Raw genomic sequence first — 16,111 nt, forward strand, 5'->3', positions numbered from 1 at the left:
CCCGCCCGACCGACCCCGGACGGCCGGGCGCGTCCGGCGGACGCCGCAGTGGCCGGCGGGCCCCGCCGGGCGGCAGTTCAGCCGTCGCGCCGGGTGGTCCAGCGGAAGGTGGTCAGGCAGAGGAGCAGGCCGATCACGCACCACGCGGCGAGCACCAGGGCGACCCGGCCCAGCTCGAACGAGCCGCCCGGCTCCTGGGCGCCGAAGCTCTCCGGCAGGAAGACCGCGCGCAGACCCTGGCACATCCACTTCAGCGGGAAGAGCGCCGCGACCTGCTGCATCCAGCTCGGCAGCTCGGTGAAGACGAAGAAGACCCCGGAGATGAACTGGAGCACCAGCGCCACGGGGGTGACCACGGCAGAGCCGCTGCGGGCGGTGCGGGCCAGGGAGGAGATGGCGATGCCGCAGAGGGTGCAGGCGGTGACGCCGAGCGCGGAGACCCAGCCGAAGGTCAGCCACCTGCCGACGGTGTCGGGCAGCTTCAAATCGAACAGCAGCACCGCGACGAGGAGCAGCAGGGCGGTCTCGGCCACACCGATCGCCACCACCATGATCACCTTGCCGGCGAAGTACACCCATTTCGGCATCGGCGTGCCCCGGTAGCGCTTGAGCACGCCCCGGTCTCGCTCGATCGGGATCCAGATGCCCAGGTTCTGGAAGCTCACCGTCATCAGGCCCGTCGCGATCATGCCGGTGATGAAGTACTGGGTGAACCTGACCCCGCCGCCGATCTCACCGCGGAAGATCGACGCGAAGATCAGGATCATGATGATCGGGAAGCCCATCGTGAAGACGACGGACTCCCGGCTGCGCAGGAACTGGGTGATCTCCAGCCGCCCCTGCCGCAGCGCGAGCGCGCCCGGGCCGAGCCGCCGGGCCGGGGCGGCGGCGACCGGGGCCGCCGGCTTCGTGGTGGTCGTCATGACTGTCCGATCATCTTCAGGTAGACGTCTTCGAGGGTCGGCCGGGTCACCGTCAGGCCCGGGACCTCGCCGCCGTAGCGCGCGGCCAGCTCCGCCACCAGGGCCGTCGGCGTCGCGCTCTCCGCGGTCTCCAGCGCTCCGTCCGGGGTACGCCAGGAGACCGTGGCCAGGGCCTCCTGCCGGTTGCCCAGCCGGTTCGGCGGGGCCACCTCGACCAACCGCCCGGCGGCGATCACGCCGACCCGGTCGGCGAGCGCTTCCGCCTCGTCCAGGTAGTGCGTGGTCAGCACGATGGTGGTGCCGGCGGCGGCGAGGTCCCGGATCAGCTCCCAGAACTCCCGCCGGGCCTCCGGGTCGAAGCCGGTGGTCGGCTCGTCGAGGAAGAGCAGCTCCGGGCGGCCGATGATGCCCAGCGCCACGTCGAGGCGGCGCTTCTGGCCGCCGGAGAGGGTGTGGGTCCGCGCCTTCGCCTTGCCGCCGAGCCCCACCCGCTCGATCACCTTGTCCGGGTCGTCCGCCTCGGCGTAGAAGCCGGAGAAGTGCCGGACCACCTCGGCGACGGTCAGCTCGTCGAACTCGCCGGTGCCCTGGAGCACGATGCCGACCCGCGAGCGCCAGTGTGGCGCCGGATGGGCCGGGTCGCTGCCGAGGACGGACACCTCGCCGGAGTCGCGCCGCCGGTAGCCCTCCAGGATCTCCACCGTGGTGGTCTTGCCCGCGCCGTTCGGGCCGAGCAGGGCGAACACCTCGCCGCGGTGGACGTCGAGGTCCACCCCCGCCACCGCGACGTTGTCGCCGTACGCCTTGCGCAGTCCCCGTACGGAGATCGCGAGCTCGTCATCCATGCCGTCAAGTGTGCGACCTGGCCGCCGGCGCGGGGAGCCCGGGGTGTGGTGGTCGCGGCCATGTCGGGCGCTTCCCGCCCGGACGTCCGCGACATGGACCTGTGTGGTTTTCCACAGCCCGTTTTACTGAACGGTAACTTAGACTCCGGCCATGGACGAGAAGGCTCTCCCGGGCCGGCTGCCGGAGCGCGACCGCCCCTGGGTGATGCGCACGTACGCCGGGCACTCCTCCGCCGCGGCGACCAACGCGCTCTTCCGCCGCAACCTGTCGAAGGGGCAGACCGGCCTCTCGGTCGCCTTCGACCTGCCCACCCAGACCGGGTACGACCCCGACCACGAACTGGCCGCCGGCGAGGTGGGCCGGGTCGGCGTGCCGGTGGCGCACCTCGGCGACATGCGGGCCCTCTTCGACGGCATTCCGCTCGCCGGGATGAACACCTCGATGACGATCAACGCGCCCGCGATGTGGCTGCTCGGCCTCTACGGCACGGTCACCGCCGAGCAGGGCGCCGAGCTGTCCCGCTGCGCCGGCACCACCCAGAACGACATCATCAAGGAGTACCTCTCCCGCGGGACGTACATCTTCCCCCCGGCGGCGTCGCTGCGGCTCACCGCGGACGTCATCGCGTACACGCTGCGCGAGATGCCGAAGTGGAACCCGGTGAACATCTGCTCGTACCACCTCCAGGAGGCCGGCGCGACGCCGGTGCAGGAGGTCGGCTTCGCGCTCGCCACCGCGGTCGCCGTGCTCGACGCGGTCCGCGACTCCGGCCAGCTGCCCGCCGACCGGATGGGCGACGTGGTGCAGCGGATCTCCTTCTTCGTCAACGCCGGGGTCCGCTTCGTCGAGGAGATCGCCAAGATGCGCGCGTTCGGCGTGCTCTGGGACGAGATCACCCGCGACCGGTACGGCGTCACCGACCCGAAGCAGCGCCGCTTCCGGTACGGCGTGCAGGTCAACTCACTCGGCCTGACCGAGGCCCAGCCGGAGAACAACATCCAGCGGATCGTGCTGGAAATGCTCGGCGTGACCTTCTCCCGCGACGCCCGGGCCCGCGCGGTGCAGCTCCCCGCCTGGAACGAGGCGCTCGGCCTGCCCCGCCCCTGGGACCAGCAGTGGTCGCTGCGCATGCAGCAGGTCCTCGCGTACGAGTCGGACCTGCTCGAATACCCCGACCTGTTCGAGGGCTCGCACGTGATGACCGCGCTGGTCGACGGGATCGTCACCGGGGCCCGGATCGAGCTGGAGAAGGTGCTGGAGATGGGCGGCGTGGTGGCCGCGGTGGAGACCGGCTACCTGAAGGGCGCCCTGGTCGCCTCGCTGGCCGACCGGCGCCGGCGGATGGAGTCCGGCGCCGACGTGGTGGTCGGCGTCAACCGGTTCACCGAGACCGAGCCGTCCCCGCTGACCGCGGCCGGCGCCGAGGCCGTCGAGCAGGTCGACCCCGCGGTCGAGGCCGCGGCCGTCGCCTCCGTACGCGAGTGGCGGGCCGACCGGGACGGCGCGGCAGTCGACGCGGCACTCGCCCGGCTCCGCGCGGACGCCGCGAGCACGACGAACCTGATGGCCGCGACGCTGGAGTGCGTGCGGGTCGGCGTGACCACCGGCGAGTGGGCCGGCGCGCTGCGCCAGGTGTTCGGCGAGTACCGGGCGCCGACGGGCCTGGCCGGCGGTGCCGGTTCCGGCGGCGGCGCGGGGCTCGCGGCCGTTCGCGAGCGGGTTGCCGCCACCGCGCGCGAGCTGGGCAGCGGCCGGCTGCGGCTGCTGGTCGGCAAGCCCGGCCTGGACGGGCACTCCAACGGCGCCGAGCAGATCGCGGTACGCGCCCGCGACGCCGGCTTCGAGGTGGTCTACCAGGGGATCCGGCTGACCGCCGGGCAGATCGTCGCCGCCGCCGTCGAGGAGGACGTGGACCTGGTCGGGCTCTCGGTGCTCTCCGGCTCGCACCTGGCCGCCGTGCCGGCGGTGCTGGACGGCCTGCGGGCCGCCGGTCGGGGCGACCTGCCCGTGGTGGTCGGCGGCATCATCCCCACCGGGGACGCGGAGGCGCTGCGGGCCGCCGGGGTGGCCCGGGTCTTCACCCCGAAGGACTTCGCGCTGACCGGCATCATCGACCAGCTCGTCACCGTGATCCGCGAGGCCAACGACCTGCCGTGAGAGGAGGGGCCCCGCGTGGAGCGGGACCCCTCGGCGCACCGGTCCGTCGCGGTGCCGACGGTAGTCGCGGTGAGCTGTCCGGCCGGTTCAGCGGCTCTGGTAGGTCATGCAGTCGGCCATGTCGTTGTCCGGGCCGACGGTGATCGCCGGGGCGTGGCACTCCAGGTCCGAGTTGTGCCGGCAGTCCGAGCGCGAGCAGGCGCCCACCTGCGCGACGAGCTGGTCGATCCCGCCGCGTACCGGCAGCTCCACGAAGGTGTGGCAGTGGGCGTGGTCGCTGCTGCCGATGGTGATGGCGAACGCGTGGCAGTCGTTGGTGTGGTTGTAGGCGCAGGACGCGACGGCGCATTCCTGGACCCGGGGCATCTCCATCGCCGCGGTCATGGCGACCTCCTTTGGCTTCTTGACCCGATTTTAGGCTTTTGGCGGTTTCGCGTTCGGGTCTTCCTTCCTTCCGTGGACCGTTCCGGCCCTGCGGGGGCGGTCCGGTCTGGTGTCGGATGTCCGTTTCGGGTGACCGGTGGCATCGTCAGGCCGGAATCCCCGGGGGCTCGGGGTCGTTACATATCCCGTACGACCGAGTAGCTGGCCCGCTCGACCGGGCCGGTGGACGGGCCCCGGAATGATGGTGGGCAGCCGGTCGTTGTACATGGTCCCGGCGCCGCGAAGAGGCCCCCCGCCCCGCGGCCGAACCGGGCGAAGACTTCCCCCTTTTACTTGTCAGCGCCTGACGGTGCTCGCGCACGTCCCGGCCCCCACCGGGTGTGTGCGCCAACCCCCGAATGGAGCTTTCCCATGAACACGAAGCTGCGTAAGAGCGTGCTCGGTATCGCTGGTCTGGCCTTCGCCGGTGGTCTCGCCGCCGGTCCGCTGAACCACCACGAGCCCACCTCCACCGCGACCACCCCGGCCGCCGTCGTGCAGGCCGACAAGGCTGGTGGCGTGGACACCGCGAAGCTGGTCCCGCACGGCGTGCAGGGCGCCCAGTCGCGGATCGACCTGAACGACGAGCAGGTCGGCAACGTCAAGGCGATCATCGCGGCGACGAAGAAGTCGGGCCTGGACGAGCGGGCCGCCGTGATCTCGATCGCGACGAGCCTGCAGGAGTCGAAGCTGGAGAACCTGGGTCACCTGGGCGACGCCAACGACCACGACTCGCTGGGCCTGTTCCAGCAGCGCCCGAGCTCGGGTTGGGGTACGCCGAAGCAGATCACCGACCCCGAGTACTCCACGATGGCGTTCCAGAAGGGCCTCAAGCAGGTCGACGGCTGGCACAACATGCCGCTGACCGAGGCCGCCCAGACGGTGCAGGTGTCGGCCTACCCGGACGCCTACGCCCAGTGGGAGCAGCAGGCCGCCGACCTGGTCGCCCAGCACTGGAACAGCTGACAACCGCACAGCCACAAGCCGCCGCTGGCCGGTGCCCGAGACAGGGGTGCCGGCCAGCGCCGTGTCGGCAGGCATACGCCTCGCCGGGGGAATGTCAAGCTCGGGCGGCCCTGCGCTCACGACGACGTTCCTTGCGCCGCCGCAGGAACCAGAAAAGGAACGCCACCAGACCGACCAGGAAGACCAGCACCAGCATCGGCAGCAGGATCGCCACCACCGACATCGCGGCGCTGGTGGCGTCCTCGGCGGTGCTGGCCACCGGGGCGCCGAAGCCGGCGGTGGTCGCGTTGATGACCGGTCGGGCGGCCGACTTGAGCAGGTGCACGCCTAGCGCGATCAGCACGCCGACCACGACCGGCACCCACTGGTGCGTGGAGAAGAAGGTGTCCGGGTCGCTGACGGTGACGGTCTCCGAGGTGGAGCCGGCGCCGAAGGCGAGGCCGCCGGCGGTGGGCCGGACCACCGTCTGCAGCACGTCGTTGACGTGGTCGACCACCGGCACCTTGTCGGCGACCACCTCGACGGCGAGCAGCACGGCGAGGATCAGGATGACCCAGCCGTTGCCCAGCCACTGCCAGCCGCTGGGCAGGTCCATGAGATCGGTGTAGCGCGCCAGCAGACCCATCATGAGCAGCGGGATGTAGGCGTTCAGGCCGGCCGAGGCGGCGAGGCCGGAACCGGTGAGGACTTCGAGCACGATCTCAATATCGCACTGGTACGCCAGTGGCGCTCGTCGGCGAGGGGCGGGGGCTCGGCTACCCTCGTCGGGTGCGGTTGGTGATTGCGAAATGCTCGGTGGACTACGTCGGACGGCTCTCGGCTCACCTGCCGCCGGCCACCCGGCTGCTCATGGTGAAGGCGGACGGCTCGGTGTCGATCCACGCGGACGACCGGGCGTACAAGCCGTTGAACTGGATGAGCCCGCCCTGCCGGCTGGAGGAGGCCCCCGGCGTCTGGCGGGTGGTCAACAAGGCCGGCGAGGAGCTGCGGATCACTCTGGAGGAGGTCTTCCAGGACACCTCGTACGAGCTGGGCGTCGACCCGGGCCTGCGCAAGGACGGCGTCGAGGCGCACCTGCAGGAGCTGCTGGCCGCGAACCCGACGACCCTCGGCGCGGGGTTCACGCTGGTCCGCCGGGAGTACATGACCGCCATCGGGCCGGTCGATCTGCTCTGCCGGGACGCCAACTCCGGCGCCGTCGCCGTCGAGGTGAAGCGGCGCGGCGAGATCGACGGCGTGGAGCAGCTCACCCGCTACCTGGAACTGATGAACCGGGATCCGCTGCTCGCCCCGGTCTCCGGCGTCTTCGCCGCCCAGGAGATCAAGCCGCAGGCTCGGGTGCTCGCCACCGACCGCGGCATCCGTTGCGTCGTGGTCGACTACGACAAGCTGCGCGGCATCGAGCGCGACGAGCTGACCCTGTTCTGAGCCGGGCGGTCAGCGGTTCCGGCCGTACATCAGCTTGGCGGCCTTGACCAGGCGGGCAACGTCCGCCGGGGTGCGCTCGAAGGTCATCGACGGCAGCAGCGAGCGGGCCCGCCGGCGGGTGACGGCCTTGGCCCGGCCGAACTCCCGCAGCCCGTCCTCGCCGTGGATCCGGCCGAAGCCGGAGTCGCCGACGCCGCCGAACGGCAGCGTGGACATCCCGGCGAAAGTGAGCGCCGAGTTCACCGAGGCCATCCCGGAGCGCAGCCGTCGCGCGACCGCCACCGCCCGCTTGCGGCCGAAGACCGAACCCCCCAGGCCGTACGACAGGGCGTTGGCTCGGTCGACGGCCTCGTCGACGTCGCGGACCCGGTTGACGGTGAGCGTCGGGCCGAAGGTCTCCTCGCGTACGGCGGTCGAGTCCTCGGGGACGTCCACCAGCACGGTCGGGTGGACGTACGGCGGCCGGACCGCGTCGGGGCCACCGAGCACCGCCCGGCCGCCCCGCTCGACGGCGTCGTCGATGTGCCGGCGGATCACGTCGAGCTGCGAGGGCATGGTGATCGGGCCGATGTCGGCGCCGTCGGGGCCCACGGTGAGCCGCCCGGCCCGGGTGACCACCTTGTCGACGAAGGCGTCGAAGACCTGGTCGACGGCGTAGACGCGCTCGATGCCGATGCAGGTCTGGCCGGCGTTGGTGAGCCCACCCCAGACGCACGCCTCGGCGGCGGCGTCCAGGTCGGCGTCGGAGTCCACGATCATCGCGTCCTTGCCGCCGGCCTCCAGCAGCACCGGGGTGAGCGACTCGGCGCAGGCGGCCATCACCTTCTTCGCCGTGGCGGTGGAGCCGGTGAAGGCCAGCTTGCCCACCCCCGAGCGGCACAGCGCCGCGCCCACGTCGCCGAGGCCGTGCACCGCGGTGAAGACCGGCTGCTCCGGGACCACCTCGGCGAACCGGTCGACCAGCCACTGCCCGACGGCCGGGGTGTACTCGCTGGGCTTGAACACCACCGCGTTGCCGGCCGCGAGCGCGTACGCGGCGGAGCCGACCGGGGTGAAGACGGGGTAGTTCCACGGGCCGATCACGCCGATCACCCCGTACGGCTGGTATTCCAGGTGGCCGGTGAACTCGGCGAGGATCAGCCGGGAGCGGACCCGCCGGGGACCGAGCACCCGCCGCGCGTTGCGGGCCGCCCAGTCGATGTGCTCGAGCGCGGTGAGGATCTCCACGATGGCGTCGCCGACCGGCTTGCCGCCCTCGATGTGGATCAGCTCGGCCAGCTCCTCGATCCGGCGGGCGAGCACGCTCCGCCAGCGCAGCAGCCGTTCCCGGCGACCGGTGAAGCCGAGCCCGGCCCACCACTCGCCGGCGGCGCGGGCCCGGGCCACCGCCCCGGCCACGTCCTCGGCGGTCGCCACCGGGAGTCGCCCGGCCTCGGCGCCCGTCGCCGGGCTGGTCGACACCAGCCGACCCTCCTCGATGACCGGGGTCCCCGGGACATGCACAGCCGTCATGGCGGAAGTCTAGACCGGAGGATTACTCGCCGGTAGCCCTCGCCTCGCCCCGAAGACCACCCGCCCGGGGTGGTCGCGCAGCAGGCCGGGTGGCGGTCCAACCCCGGCGCGCCCGCCGAACCGGCGAAGGGAGCTGACCGCCCGGATTGCGAAGGTGACCACCCGGTGGTGGGGTTGATAACCCGTGAGATGGCACGCTGACCCGCGGGGCGATGGTGGGGTGGAGGGCGACGGTCCATGGAGGATCATCCGGAACTGATGCCGCTGTTGACGGTGACCGGCGGGACGATGCGGGGATTCAGCTTCCGCGTCGGCCGTGACCCGCAGGTGATCGGCCGGGCGCCGACCGCCGGGATCGTGCTCGACGATGGGCACCTGAGCCGCCGGCACGCCGCGGTCCAGCTGACCGACGAGGGGGTGTCGTTGGTGGACCTCCGTTCGACCAACGGGACCTGGCTCAACGACCGCCGGATCGCCGGCGTCGAGCTCCTTACCGACGGCGACGTGATCCGGCTGGGCCGTACCGAACTGCGGTACTTCGACCCCGGCGTCGCCCGGACCGATCCGGTCGGGCTGGCCTTCGGGGCGCCGCGCAGCAACCATCGCCCGACCCTGCCGCTGCCGGTCCCACCGGGACCGCTGGCCGCGGTGGAGTCGCGCGGCGCCGTCCTGCCGCTCCCACCGGCCCCGGTCGACACCCACCGCTGAGCCGGGACCTGCGGGCCGGCACACCGGCCGGTGGCCCGGGATGTGGGCCGGGCCCATGGACCCGGGCGGCTCGACGTGCCACCATGCGCCGATGGAGAGCGCGCAGCACACCGTGTCGGCGAACGGCATCACCCAGGCGGTACGGGTCGCGGGCCCGCCGGACGGCGTGCCGGTGCTGCTCGTCCACGGCAACGCCTCCTCCGCGGCCTTCTGGGAGCCGCTGATCCGGCGGCTGCCGGCGACCCTCCGGGTGGTCGCGCCCGACCTGCGCGGGTACGGCGACACGCAGGCCGCGCCGGTGGACGCGACGCGCGGGCTGGGCGACTTCGCCGACGACGTCGCCGCCCTGCTCGACGTGCCGGGGCTCTTCGCCGCCGACGCCCGGCCGGTGGTCGTCGGGCACTCGCTCGGCGGGGGCGTGGCGATGCGGCTGCTGGTCGACCACCCCGAGCGGGTGGCCGCCCTGCTGCTCGAGGCGCCGGTCTCCCCGTACGGCTTCGGCGGCACCCGGGACGCCCACGGCACCCCCACCACGCTCGACTTCGCCGGCACCGGGGCCGGCACGGCGAACCCCGACTTCGTCGCCCGGCTCGCCGCGAAGGACCGCGGCGAGGACGCCCCGACCAGCCCCCGCAACGTGCTGCGGGCCACCTACGTTGCCGATCCCGCGTCGCTCGGCGAGGACGAGGAGTTGCTGCTGGACAGCGTCCTGTCCACCGCCACCGGGGACGACAACTACCCGGGCACGGCCGTTGCCTCGCCGCACTGGCCGGGCACCGCGCCGGGGGAGCGCGGCGTGCTCAACGCCCTCGCGCCGGCCCACTTCCGGATCGCCGACGAGCTGGTCGCCGTCCCGGCCGGGCCTCCGGTCACCTGGGTACGCGGCGACGCCGACGTGATCGTCTCGGACACCTCCCTGTTCGACCTGGCGTACCTGGGATCGCTCGGGGTGGTGCCCGGCTGGCCGGGGGAGGCGGACTGCCCGCCCCAGCCGATGATCGGGCAGACCCGGGCGGTGCTGGAGCGGTACGCGGCGGCCGGCGGGACGTACCGGGAGGTGGTGCTCCCCGGCTGCGGGCACAGCCCGCACCTGGAACGGCCGGTCGAGTTCGTGGCGGAGCTGCTGGCGTTGACGGGGGTGCCCGCGACCGCCTGAGGCCTCCCTGCGTGAAATATCCCACGACGTCTCGACAACGCAGCGTCACATGGCAGACTCCGGCGCATAACCTTAGTGGCCGTTCATGTCGGCAACGGTGGAGTCAACCAGGGGAGGCCGGTCGTGGCGCGCGAGTTCACCAGTGTGGGTGTGGTGGGTCTGGGCACCATGGGTGCCGGCATCGTCGAGGTCTTCGCCCGCAACGGCGTCGACGTGGTGGCGGTGGAGATCTCCGAGGGCGCCCTGGACCGCGGCCGGGCCATCCTCACCGGCTCCACCGACCGGGCGGTCGCCAAGGGCAAGCTCGCCGCGGCGGACCGGGACGCCCTGCTGTCCCGGGTGCACTTCCAGGTCGGGCTGGAGGCGCTGCACTCGGTGGACCTGGTGATCGAGGCCGTCCCCGAGCACCTCGACCTGAAGCAGCGGATCTTCGCCGAGCTGGACCGGGTCTGCAAGCCCGAGGCGATCCTGGCCACCAACACCTCCTCGCTCAGCGTCACCGAGATCTCGGTCGCCACCACCCGCCCCAACCAGGTCATCGGCATCCACTTCTTCAACCCGGCCCCGGTGATGAAGCTGGTCGAGGTGGTCCGCACCGTGGTCACCTCCGCCGACGTGGTGGCCGACGTGGAGGCGCTCTGCGAGCGGCTCGGCAAGGTGGACGTGACCATCAACGACCGGGCCGGCTTCATCGCCAACGCGTTGCTCTTCGGCTACCTGAACCACGCCGTGAGCATGCTCGAGGGGCGGTACGCCACCCGCGAGGACATCGACGCCGCGATGAAGCTCGGCTGCGGCCTGCCGATGGGCCCGCTCGCCCTGATGGACCTGATCGGCCTGGACACCGCGTACGAGATCCTGGACACCATGTACCGGCGCGGCGGTCGGGACCGCCGGCACGCGCCGGTGCCGCTGATCAAGCAGATGGTCACCGCGGGGCTGCTCGGCCGGAAGTCCGGCCGTGGCTTCTACACCTACGAGCGGCCGGGCTCCCCGGTGGTCGTACCGGACGACCAGACGCCCGTGGCGTCGCAGGCCGCGCTCGCCGACGCCGCCCGCGCCATCGCGAAGGTCGGCGTGGTCGGCTCCGGAACGATGGCCACCGGCATCATCGAGGTCTTCGCCAAGGCCGGGTACGAGGTCGTCTCGGTGACCCGCGGCGCGGAGAAGTCCGCCAAGGTCTTCGAGGCGGTCAAGACCTCGCTCAACAAGGGCGTGGTACGCGGCAAGCTCAGCGAGGACGACCGCGAGGCGGCGCTCGGCCGGATCAACTGGTCCGCCACCCTGGAGCACCTCGCCGACGTGGACCTGGTGGTCGAGGCGGTGATCGAGGAGCTGAGCGTCAAGAAGGCCCTCTTCGCCAGCCTGGACGAGATCTGCAAGCCGGGCGTAGTGCTGGCCACCACCACCTCGTCGCTGCCGGTGATCGACGTCGCGATGGCCACCCAGCGGCCGGCGGACGTGGTCGGGCTGCACTTCTTCAACCCGGCGCCGGTCATGCCGCTGGTCGAGGTGGTGCAGACCATCCGCACCTCGGCGGAGACCACCGCCACCGCCCGCTCGGTCTGCGCGGCGCTGGGCAAGACCGGCGTGGTCTGCGGTGACCGGTCCGGCTTCATCGTCAACGCGCTGCTCTTCCCGTACCTGAACGACGCGGTGAAGATGCTGGAGGCCAGCTACTCCACCGCGGACGACATCGACTACGCGATGAAGCTGGGCTGCGGCTACCCGATGGGCCCGTTCGAGTTGCTGGACGTGGTCGGGCTGGACGTGTCGCTGGCCATCCAGCGGGAGCTCTACCTGGAGCTGCGCGAGCCGGGCTTCGCCCCCGCGCCGCTGCTGGAGCACCTGGTCACCGCCGGCTACCTGGGCCGCAAGAGCGGCCGCGGCTTCCGCGACCACACCAACCGCTGATCCGGGTCAACACCGGGCGCGGGTGACGGCGTCTTGAGGGTGTGACCTTCGAGGAGTACGTCGGCAGCCGCGGCCCGGCCCTGATCCGCCTGGCCCGGCTGCTGACCGGCGACGAGCACCGGGCCGAGGACCTGACCCAGGACGTGCTGGCCCGCGCGTACGTGCACTGGCGCAGGATCGCCAGGGCCGACCGTCCCGACGTCTACGTCCGGCGGATGCTGGTCAACGCCAACAACAGCTGGTGGCGCCGCCGGTCCAGCCGGGAGTTGGCCGTGGACACCTTCGCCGAGCGTGCCGAACGCGGCGACCTCGGCGGGGAGGCGGCGGACCGGGACGAGATGTGGCGGCTGATCCGCGCCCTACCCGACCGCCAACGCGCCGTGCTGGTGCTGCGGTACTACGAGGACCTGGACGACGCCACCATCGCCCAGATCCTCGACTGCTCGCCGGTCACCGTCCGTACCCACGCGATGCGGGCGCTCGCCCATCTCCGGGAGCGCTGCGGCGCCCCGACGACCAACGGGAGCCGGCCGTGACCGACCTCGACCAGCGGATCGCCTCGGTGCTGCGGGAGCGCGCCGAGGGGGAGACCGACACCCACCGACTGCTCCGGGACTCCCGCGCCCTGGGCCGCCGCCGCCAACTGCGCCGCCGCGCCGCGACGGGCACCGCGCTGGCCCTGGTCGGGGTCCTCGGCGCGGTGGGGGTGACCGGAACGGACCTCACCGGGCTGCCCGGCCGGCTGCCGTGGACGGCGGCGACGCCGGCCGTCGCCGCGCCGGTGCCGCCACGCGCCGACGGGGCGCCCGCGGCCGCCACCGATCCGGCCCGGATCGGCACCGACCCGCAGGTGCTGCACTTCGGCGTCGACCCGGCCCAGGCCCGGTACCTGGGTTGGAGCGCCAGCGGGGCGCAGGTCGAGGAGGTCCGGCTCGAGGCCGTGCGCGGGGTGCCGGTGCGGGTGCAGGTGACCCGGAGCGCCGAGGCGTTCGACGGCCTCTACCTGGAGAACTTCCCCAACGACGTGGCGACCACCCCGCCCCGGTTCGACGGGGCGGTCCGGGAGGTGCGTAGTCCGCTGCGCCCGGCCGGCAGCCCGGCGGCCTCCACCGGTGGCCTGGTCAAGGCTTGGCAGCCCGTCCCCGGGGTGTACGCCCGAGCGGCCATGCTCGGCTACGACCGGGACGCGTTCGACCGGTCCGTGGCGGCGCTGCGCTGGGACGAGGCGCGGCGCTGCGTCGCCCCGTTGCGCCTCACCGACCTGCCGCCGGGCGCGACGATCGGCGGCTGCACGGTGAACGTCGCCGGCTTCCCCGGCGGGATCGACGTCGAGCTGACACTCCGGCGCGGCGAATCCTCGACGATGTGGGTGCGCCTCCAGTACGCGGTGGCGATCGCGGGCAGCCGGACCGACGGCAATCGGACGGTCGATGGCCGGCCCGCCTACCTCTACCCGGACGGCGACAAACTGGAGCTGCTCGGCATCCCGAAGACGCACCTGATCGCCGACTTCCGCTGGCCGGGGAAGGGCTTCACCGAGACGGACGCGGCGACGGTGCTGGCCGGCGCCCGGGTCGCGAAGGACCTGACCCGACCGGAGACCTGGGACTGACCGGGGCCGCCCCGGCGGGGCCGCCCGTCCCGGGCTGGTCCCGCCGTCGGCACGTACGCTTGGTCACCGTGAGCCCCCGTCGCAACCGCCCCCGCCGGGACGAGACCGCCCACCTGGACTCCGACCGGGTACGCCAGGGCGTGCCCACCGTCCAGCAGTGGCGCGACGGCGACTGGCAGGTACGCGGGATCAGCGGCGGGGCGTCGACCAAGACGTACCGCTGCCCCGGCTGCGACCAGGAGATCCGCCCGGGGGTGGCGCACCTGGTGGCCTGGCCGGCGGACGACCGGGGTGACCTCACCGACCGGCGGCACTGGCACAGCGGCTGCTGGCGGGCCCGGGACCGGCGTGGACCGGTCATCCAGCGCGGCCGGAGCGCCCCCCGCCTCGGCTGAGCGATCTGGATCACGCTGTTTCCGCCCCCGCGGGCGACCGGGGCGGCGGCGCGCGAGACTGGGACGGTGAGCACACCGATCCGCGCGTCGTCGATCCTGCCCGGCCACCGGGAGGACGTCGAGCTGCACACCGCCGACGGGCTGAAGCTGGTCGGCGAGCTGGCCCGCCCGCTGGACCGGGAGCCGGTCGGCACCCTGGTCTGCCTGCACCCGCTGCCCACCCACGGCGGGATGATGGACAGCCACGTGTTCCGCAAGGCGGCCTGGCGGCTGCCCGCGCTGGCCGACCTGGCCGTGCTCCGGTTCAACACCCGGGGCACCAGCAGCGTCCGTGGCACCAGCGAGGGGGCCTTCGACAACGCGGTCGGCGAGCGCTTCGACGTCGCCGCCGCCATCGAGTACGCGGAGTTCGCCGAGCTGCCGAACATCTGGCTGGTCGGCTGGTCGTTCGGCACCGACCTGGCGCTCAAGTACGGCTGCGACCCGGCGGTGGCCGGGGCGATCCTGCTCTCCCCGCCGCTGCGCTTCTCCACCCCCGCCGACCTGACCCAGTGGGCCGAGAGCGGCAAGCCGGTGACCGCGCTGGTCCCCGAGTTCGACGACTACCTGCGGCCGGAGGAGGCCCGGGAGCGGTTCGCGGCGGTGCCGCAGGCCGAGGTGGTCGGGGTGCCCGGCGCCAAGCACCTCTGGGTGGGCGACGCGGAGACCGTGCTCGACGAGATCGTCCGGCGGGTCAACCCGGCGGTGGCGGTGCCGCTGCCGACCACCTGGGACGGCCCGGTGGAGACCGGTGACGTCAGCGCGTACGCCGACCGGACGGTGGCCTCGTTCGCCGACATCCCGGTTCCCGGCCCGCGTCCCGACCAGGCCTGACCGGCCGGGTCAGCGGGAGCGCCCGGCGCGCCGTTTCCGGCCGGCGCGGCTCAGCGGGACTCCTGCCGAGGCAGGACCACCTCGCGGAGGATCAGTTGGAGGGCGGCCACGGTCGGGATCGCGATGAGCGCGCCGACGACGCCCAGCAGCGACACCCCGAGCAGGGCGGCGAGCAGCGCGGCCACCTCGTTGACCGAGACCGCCCGCCGCATGATCTTGGGATAGATCAGGTAGTTCTCCACCTGCTGGTAGAGGAGGAAGAAGACCAGGCAGGCGATGCCGACCGGCAGGTCGGTGGCGAGGCCCACCAGCGTCACCACGACCGCGCCGAGGGTGGCCCCGATCTGCGGGATCAGGTCGGTCACCGCGACCACCACCGCCAGGGCGAACGGGTACGGCAGCCCGACGACCAGCGCGAAGACGAACGTGCTCGCCCCGGCCAGCACCGCGATGCTGAGCGCCCCCACCATGTACGCGCCGACCCGGGTGAGGATCTCGTCCCCGATCAGCTGCACCCGTTCCCGCCGGGAGCGGGGCACCAGCGCGTACCCGAGGGCGCGCAGCTTGTCGAAGTAGGCCAGGAAGTAGATCGTCAGCACCAGCACGGTCAGCGCCCGGAAGATGGTACCGAAGATCAACTGCGCGCCGCCCAGCACGCCCCCGAGGGCCCGGCCGATGGTGTCCGCGTTCGCGGCCGAGCGGACCCGTTCCATCACGTCGTACCGCACGACCAGGTCGTTGACCGTCGGGTTGCGGCGCAGCTCGTCGACGTAACTCGGCAGTTGCTGGACGAACTGCCCGGACTGGGTCACCACCGGGGGCACCAGCGCCAGCACCCCGCCGATGATCAGCAGCACCACGGTCAGCGTCACCACCGCCACCGCCAGCCCGTGCGGCAGTCCCCAGCCGCGCAGCCGGACCACCGCCGGGTGAAGGCCGATGGCGAGGAAGAGCGCGATGATCACCAGGACGAGGATGCCGGCGGCGTTGCGCAGGCCCAGGAAGACCGCGTACGCCAGCAGCACGCCGAGCGCGCCGGTGAACCCGACCAGGAAGCTGCTGCGCCGCAACGGCCTGCCGGGGGTGCCGAACCGCCCGCTCGGCCCGCCCACCTCGAACTCGGTCGGGTCCGACACCGGGCCGTCGGTCCGCGTGCCGCTCGCCTTCGGCTCGTCCTCTGGCCGGGGCGCGGCCAGCG

At 72.8% G+C, this 16,111-nt stretch carries 16 protein-coding genes; 10 read left to right on the forward strand and 6 right to left on the reverse strand.

Annotated features, from left to right (window positions below; genetic code table 11):
• Nucleotides 1-77 precede the first annotated feature (77 nt).
• Together GA0070613_RS14700 and GA0070613_RS14705 are read right to left on the reverse strand one after the other, a co-directional pair.
• Nucleotides 78-923 (reverse strand): ABC transporter permease, encoded by an 846-nt coding sequence (locus GA0070613_RS14700; RefSeq protein ID WP_089012823.1) that lies wholly within the window; start codon nt 921-923, stop codon nt 78-80.
• Nucleotides 920-1,768: an ABC transporter ATP-binding protein gene (locus GA0070613_RS14705; RefSeq protein ID WP_089012824.1), complete on the reverse strand. Its 849-nt coding sequence runs from the start codon at nt 1,766-1,768 to the stop codon at nt 920-922. The genes GA0070613_RS14700 and GA0070613_RS14705 overlap by 4 nt, the downstream gene beginning before the upstream one ends.
• Nucleotides 1,769-1,919: 151 nt before the next feature.
• Here GA0070613_RS14705 and GA0070613_RS14710 point away from each other — a divergent pair, with 151 nt between their 5' ends.
• On the forward strand, nt 1,920-3,926 hold the full coding sequence (locus tag GA0070613_RS14710) for a protein meaA (RefSeq protein WP_089012825.1): 2,007 nt from the start codon (nt 1,920-1,922) through the stop codon (nt 3,924-3,926).
• 87 nt (nt 3,927-4,013) lie between these two features.
• Here the strand turns inward: GA0070613_RS14710 and GA0070613_RS14715 are convergent, their stop codons facing one another.
• Complete coding sequence (locus tag GA0070613_RS14715; RefSeq protein ID WP_089012826.1) at nt 4,014-4,310, reverse strand: DUF1540 domain-containing protein; 297 nt, start codon at nt 4,308-4,310, stop codon at nt 4,014-4,016.
• A 411-nt stretch (nt 4,311-4,721) separates the two neighbouring features.
• Here GA0070613_RS14715 and GA0070613_RS14720 point away from each other — a divergent pair, with 411 nt between their 5' ends.
• On the forward strand, nt 4,722-5,315 hold the full coding sequence (locus GA0070613_RS14720; protein ID WP_089012827.1) for a hypothetical protein: 594 nt from the start codon (nt 4,722-4,724) through the stop codon (nt 5,313-5,315).
• Between the two features lie 94 nt (nt 5,316-5,409).
• On the opposite strand, the gene GA0070613_RS14725 is transcribed toward GA0070613_RS14720, so the two are convergent.
• Nucleotides 5,410-6,012: a DUF4126 domain-containing protein gene (locus GA0070613_RS14725; RefSeq protein ID WP_089012828.1), complete on the reverse strand. Its 603-nt coding sequence runs from the start codon at nt 6,010-6,012 to the stop codon at nt 5,410-5,412.
• A 71-nt stretch (nt 6,013-6,083) separates the two neighbouring features.
• Between GA0070613_RS14725 and nucS the strand changes: the two genes are divergently transcribed.
• Nucleotides 6,084-6,743, forward strand: coding sequence for an endonuclease NucS (gene nucS / locus GA0070613_RS14730; RefSeq protein WP_089015949.1), 660 nt, complete (start codon nt 6,084-6,086; stop codon nt 6,741-6,743).
• A gap of 9 nt (nt 6,744-6,752) precedes the next feature.
• On the opposite strand, the gene GA0070613_RS14735 is transcribed toward nucS, so the two are convergent.
• Entirely contained in the window at nt 6,753-8,255 is a 1,503-nt protein-coding gene (locus tag GA0070613_RS14735; protein ID WP_089012829.1) for an aldehyde dehydrogenase family protein, read from the reverse strand.
• 237 nt (nt 8,256-8,492) lie between these two features.
• Here GA0070613_RS14735 and GA0070613_RS14740 point away from each other — a divergent pair, with 237 nt between their 5' ends.
• The 7 genes from GA0070613_RS14740 (at nt 8,493) to GA0070613_RS14770 (ending at nt 14,913) form a co-directional block, all read left to right on the forward strand.
• Nucleotides 8,493-8,963, forward strand: coding sequence for an FHA domain-containing protein (locus tag GA0070613_RS14740; RefSeq protein WP_089012830.1), 471 nt, complete (start codon nt 8,493-8,495; stop codon nt 8,961-8,963).
• 91 nt (nt 8,964-9,054) lie between these two features.
• A complete protein-coding gene (locus GA0070613_RS14745; RefSeq protein ID WP_089012831.1) occupies nt 9,055-10,119 on the forward strand; it encodes an alpha/beta fold hydrolase in 1,065 nt (354 codons plus the stop codon).
• 123 nt (nt 10,120-10,242) lie between these two features.
• Nucleotides 10,243-12,033 carry a 3-hydroxyacyl-CoA dehydrogenase family protein gene (locus GA0070613_RS14750; protein ID WP_089012832.1) on the forward strand — a complete coding sequence of 597 codons (1,791 nt, stop codon included), beginning with the start codon at nt 10,243-10,245 and terminating at the stop codon, nt 12,031-12,033.
• Between the two features lie 41 nt (nt 12,034-12,074).
• A complete protein-coding gene (locus GA0070613_RS14755; protein ID WP_089012833.1) occupies nt 12,075-12,569 on the forward strand; it encodes a SigE family RNA polymerase sigma factor in 495 nt (164 codons plus the stop codon).
• The gene (locus GA0070613_RS14760) at nt 12,566-13,645 is read left to right on the forward strand and encodes a hypothetical protein (protein ID WP_089012834.1); all 1,080 of its coding nucleotides are present in this window, start codon (nt 12,566-12,568) and stop codon (nt 13,643-13,645) included. The genes GA0070613_RS14755 and GA0070613_RS14760 overlap by 4 nt, the downstream gene beginning before the upstream one ends.
• A 68-nt stretch (nt 13,646-13,713) precedes the next feature.
• Nucleotides 13,714-14,040, forward strand: a complete 327-nt coding sequence (locus GA0070613_RS14765) for a hypothetical protein (RefSeq protein WP_172875823.1) — start codon at nt 13,714-13,716, stop codon at nt 14,038-14,040.
• A 66-nt stretch (nt 14,041-14,106) separates the two neighbouring features.
• Entirely contained in the window at nt 14,107-14,913 is an 807-nt protein-coding gene (locus GA0070613_RS14770) for an alpha/beta hydrolase (protein WP_089012836.1), read from the forward strand.
• Nucleotides 14,914-14,963: 50 nt separating this feature from the next.
• Here GA0070613_RS14770 and GA0070613_RS14775 read toward each other — a convergent pair whose 3' ends face one another.
• Nucleotides 14,964-16,049 carry an AI-2E family transporter gene (locus GA0070613_RS14775; protein ID WP_089015950.1) on the reverse strand — a complete coding sequence of 362 codons (1,086 nt, stop codon included), beginning with the start codon at nt 16,047-16,049 and terminating at the stop codon, nt 14,964-14,966.
• Nucleotides 16,050-16,111 lie beyond the last annotated feature (62 nt).

The sequence above is a fragment of the Micromonospora inositola genome, from assembly GCF_900090285.1.
Classification (GTDB): domain Bacteria; phylum Actinomycetota; class Actinomycetes; order Mycobacteriales; family Micromonosporaceae; genus Micromonospora; species Micromonospora inositola.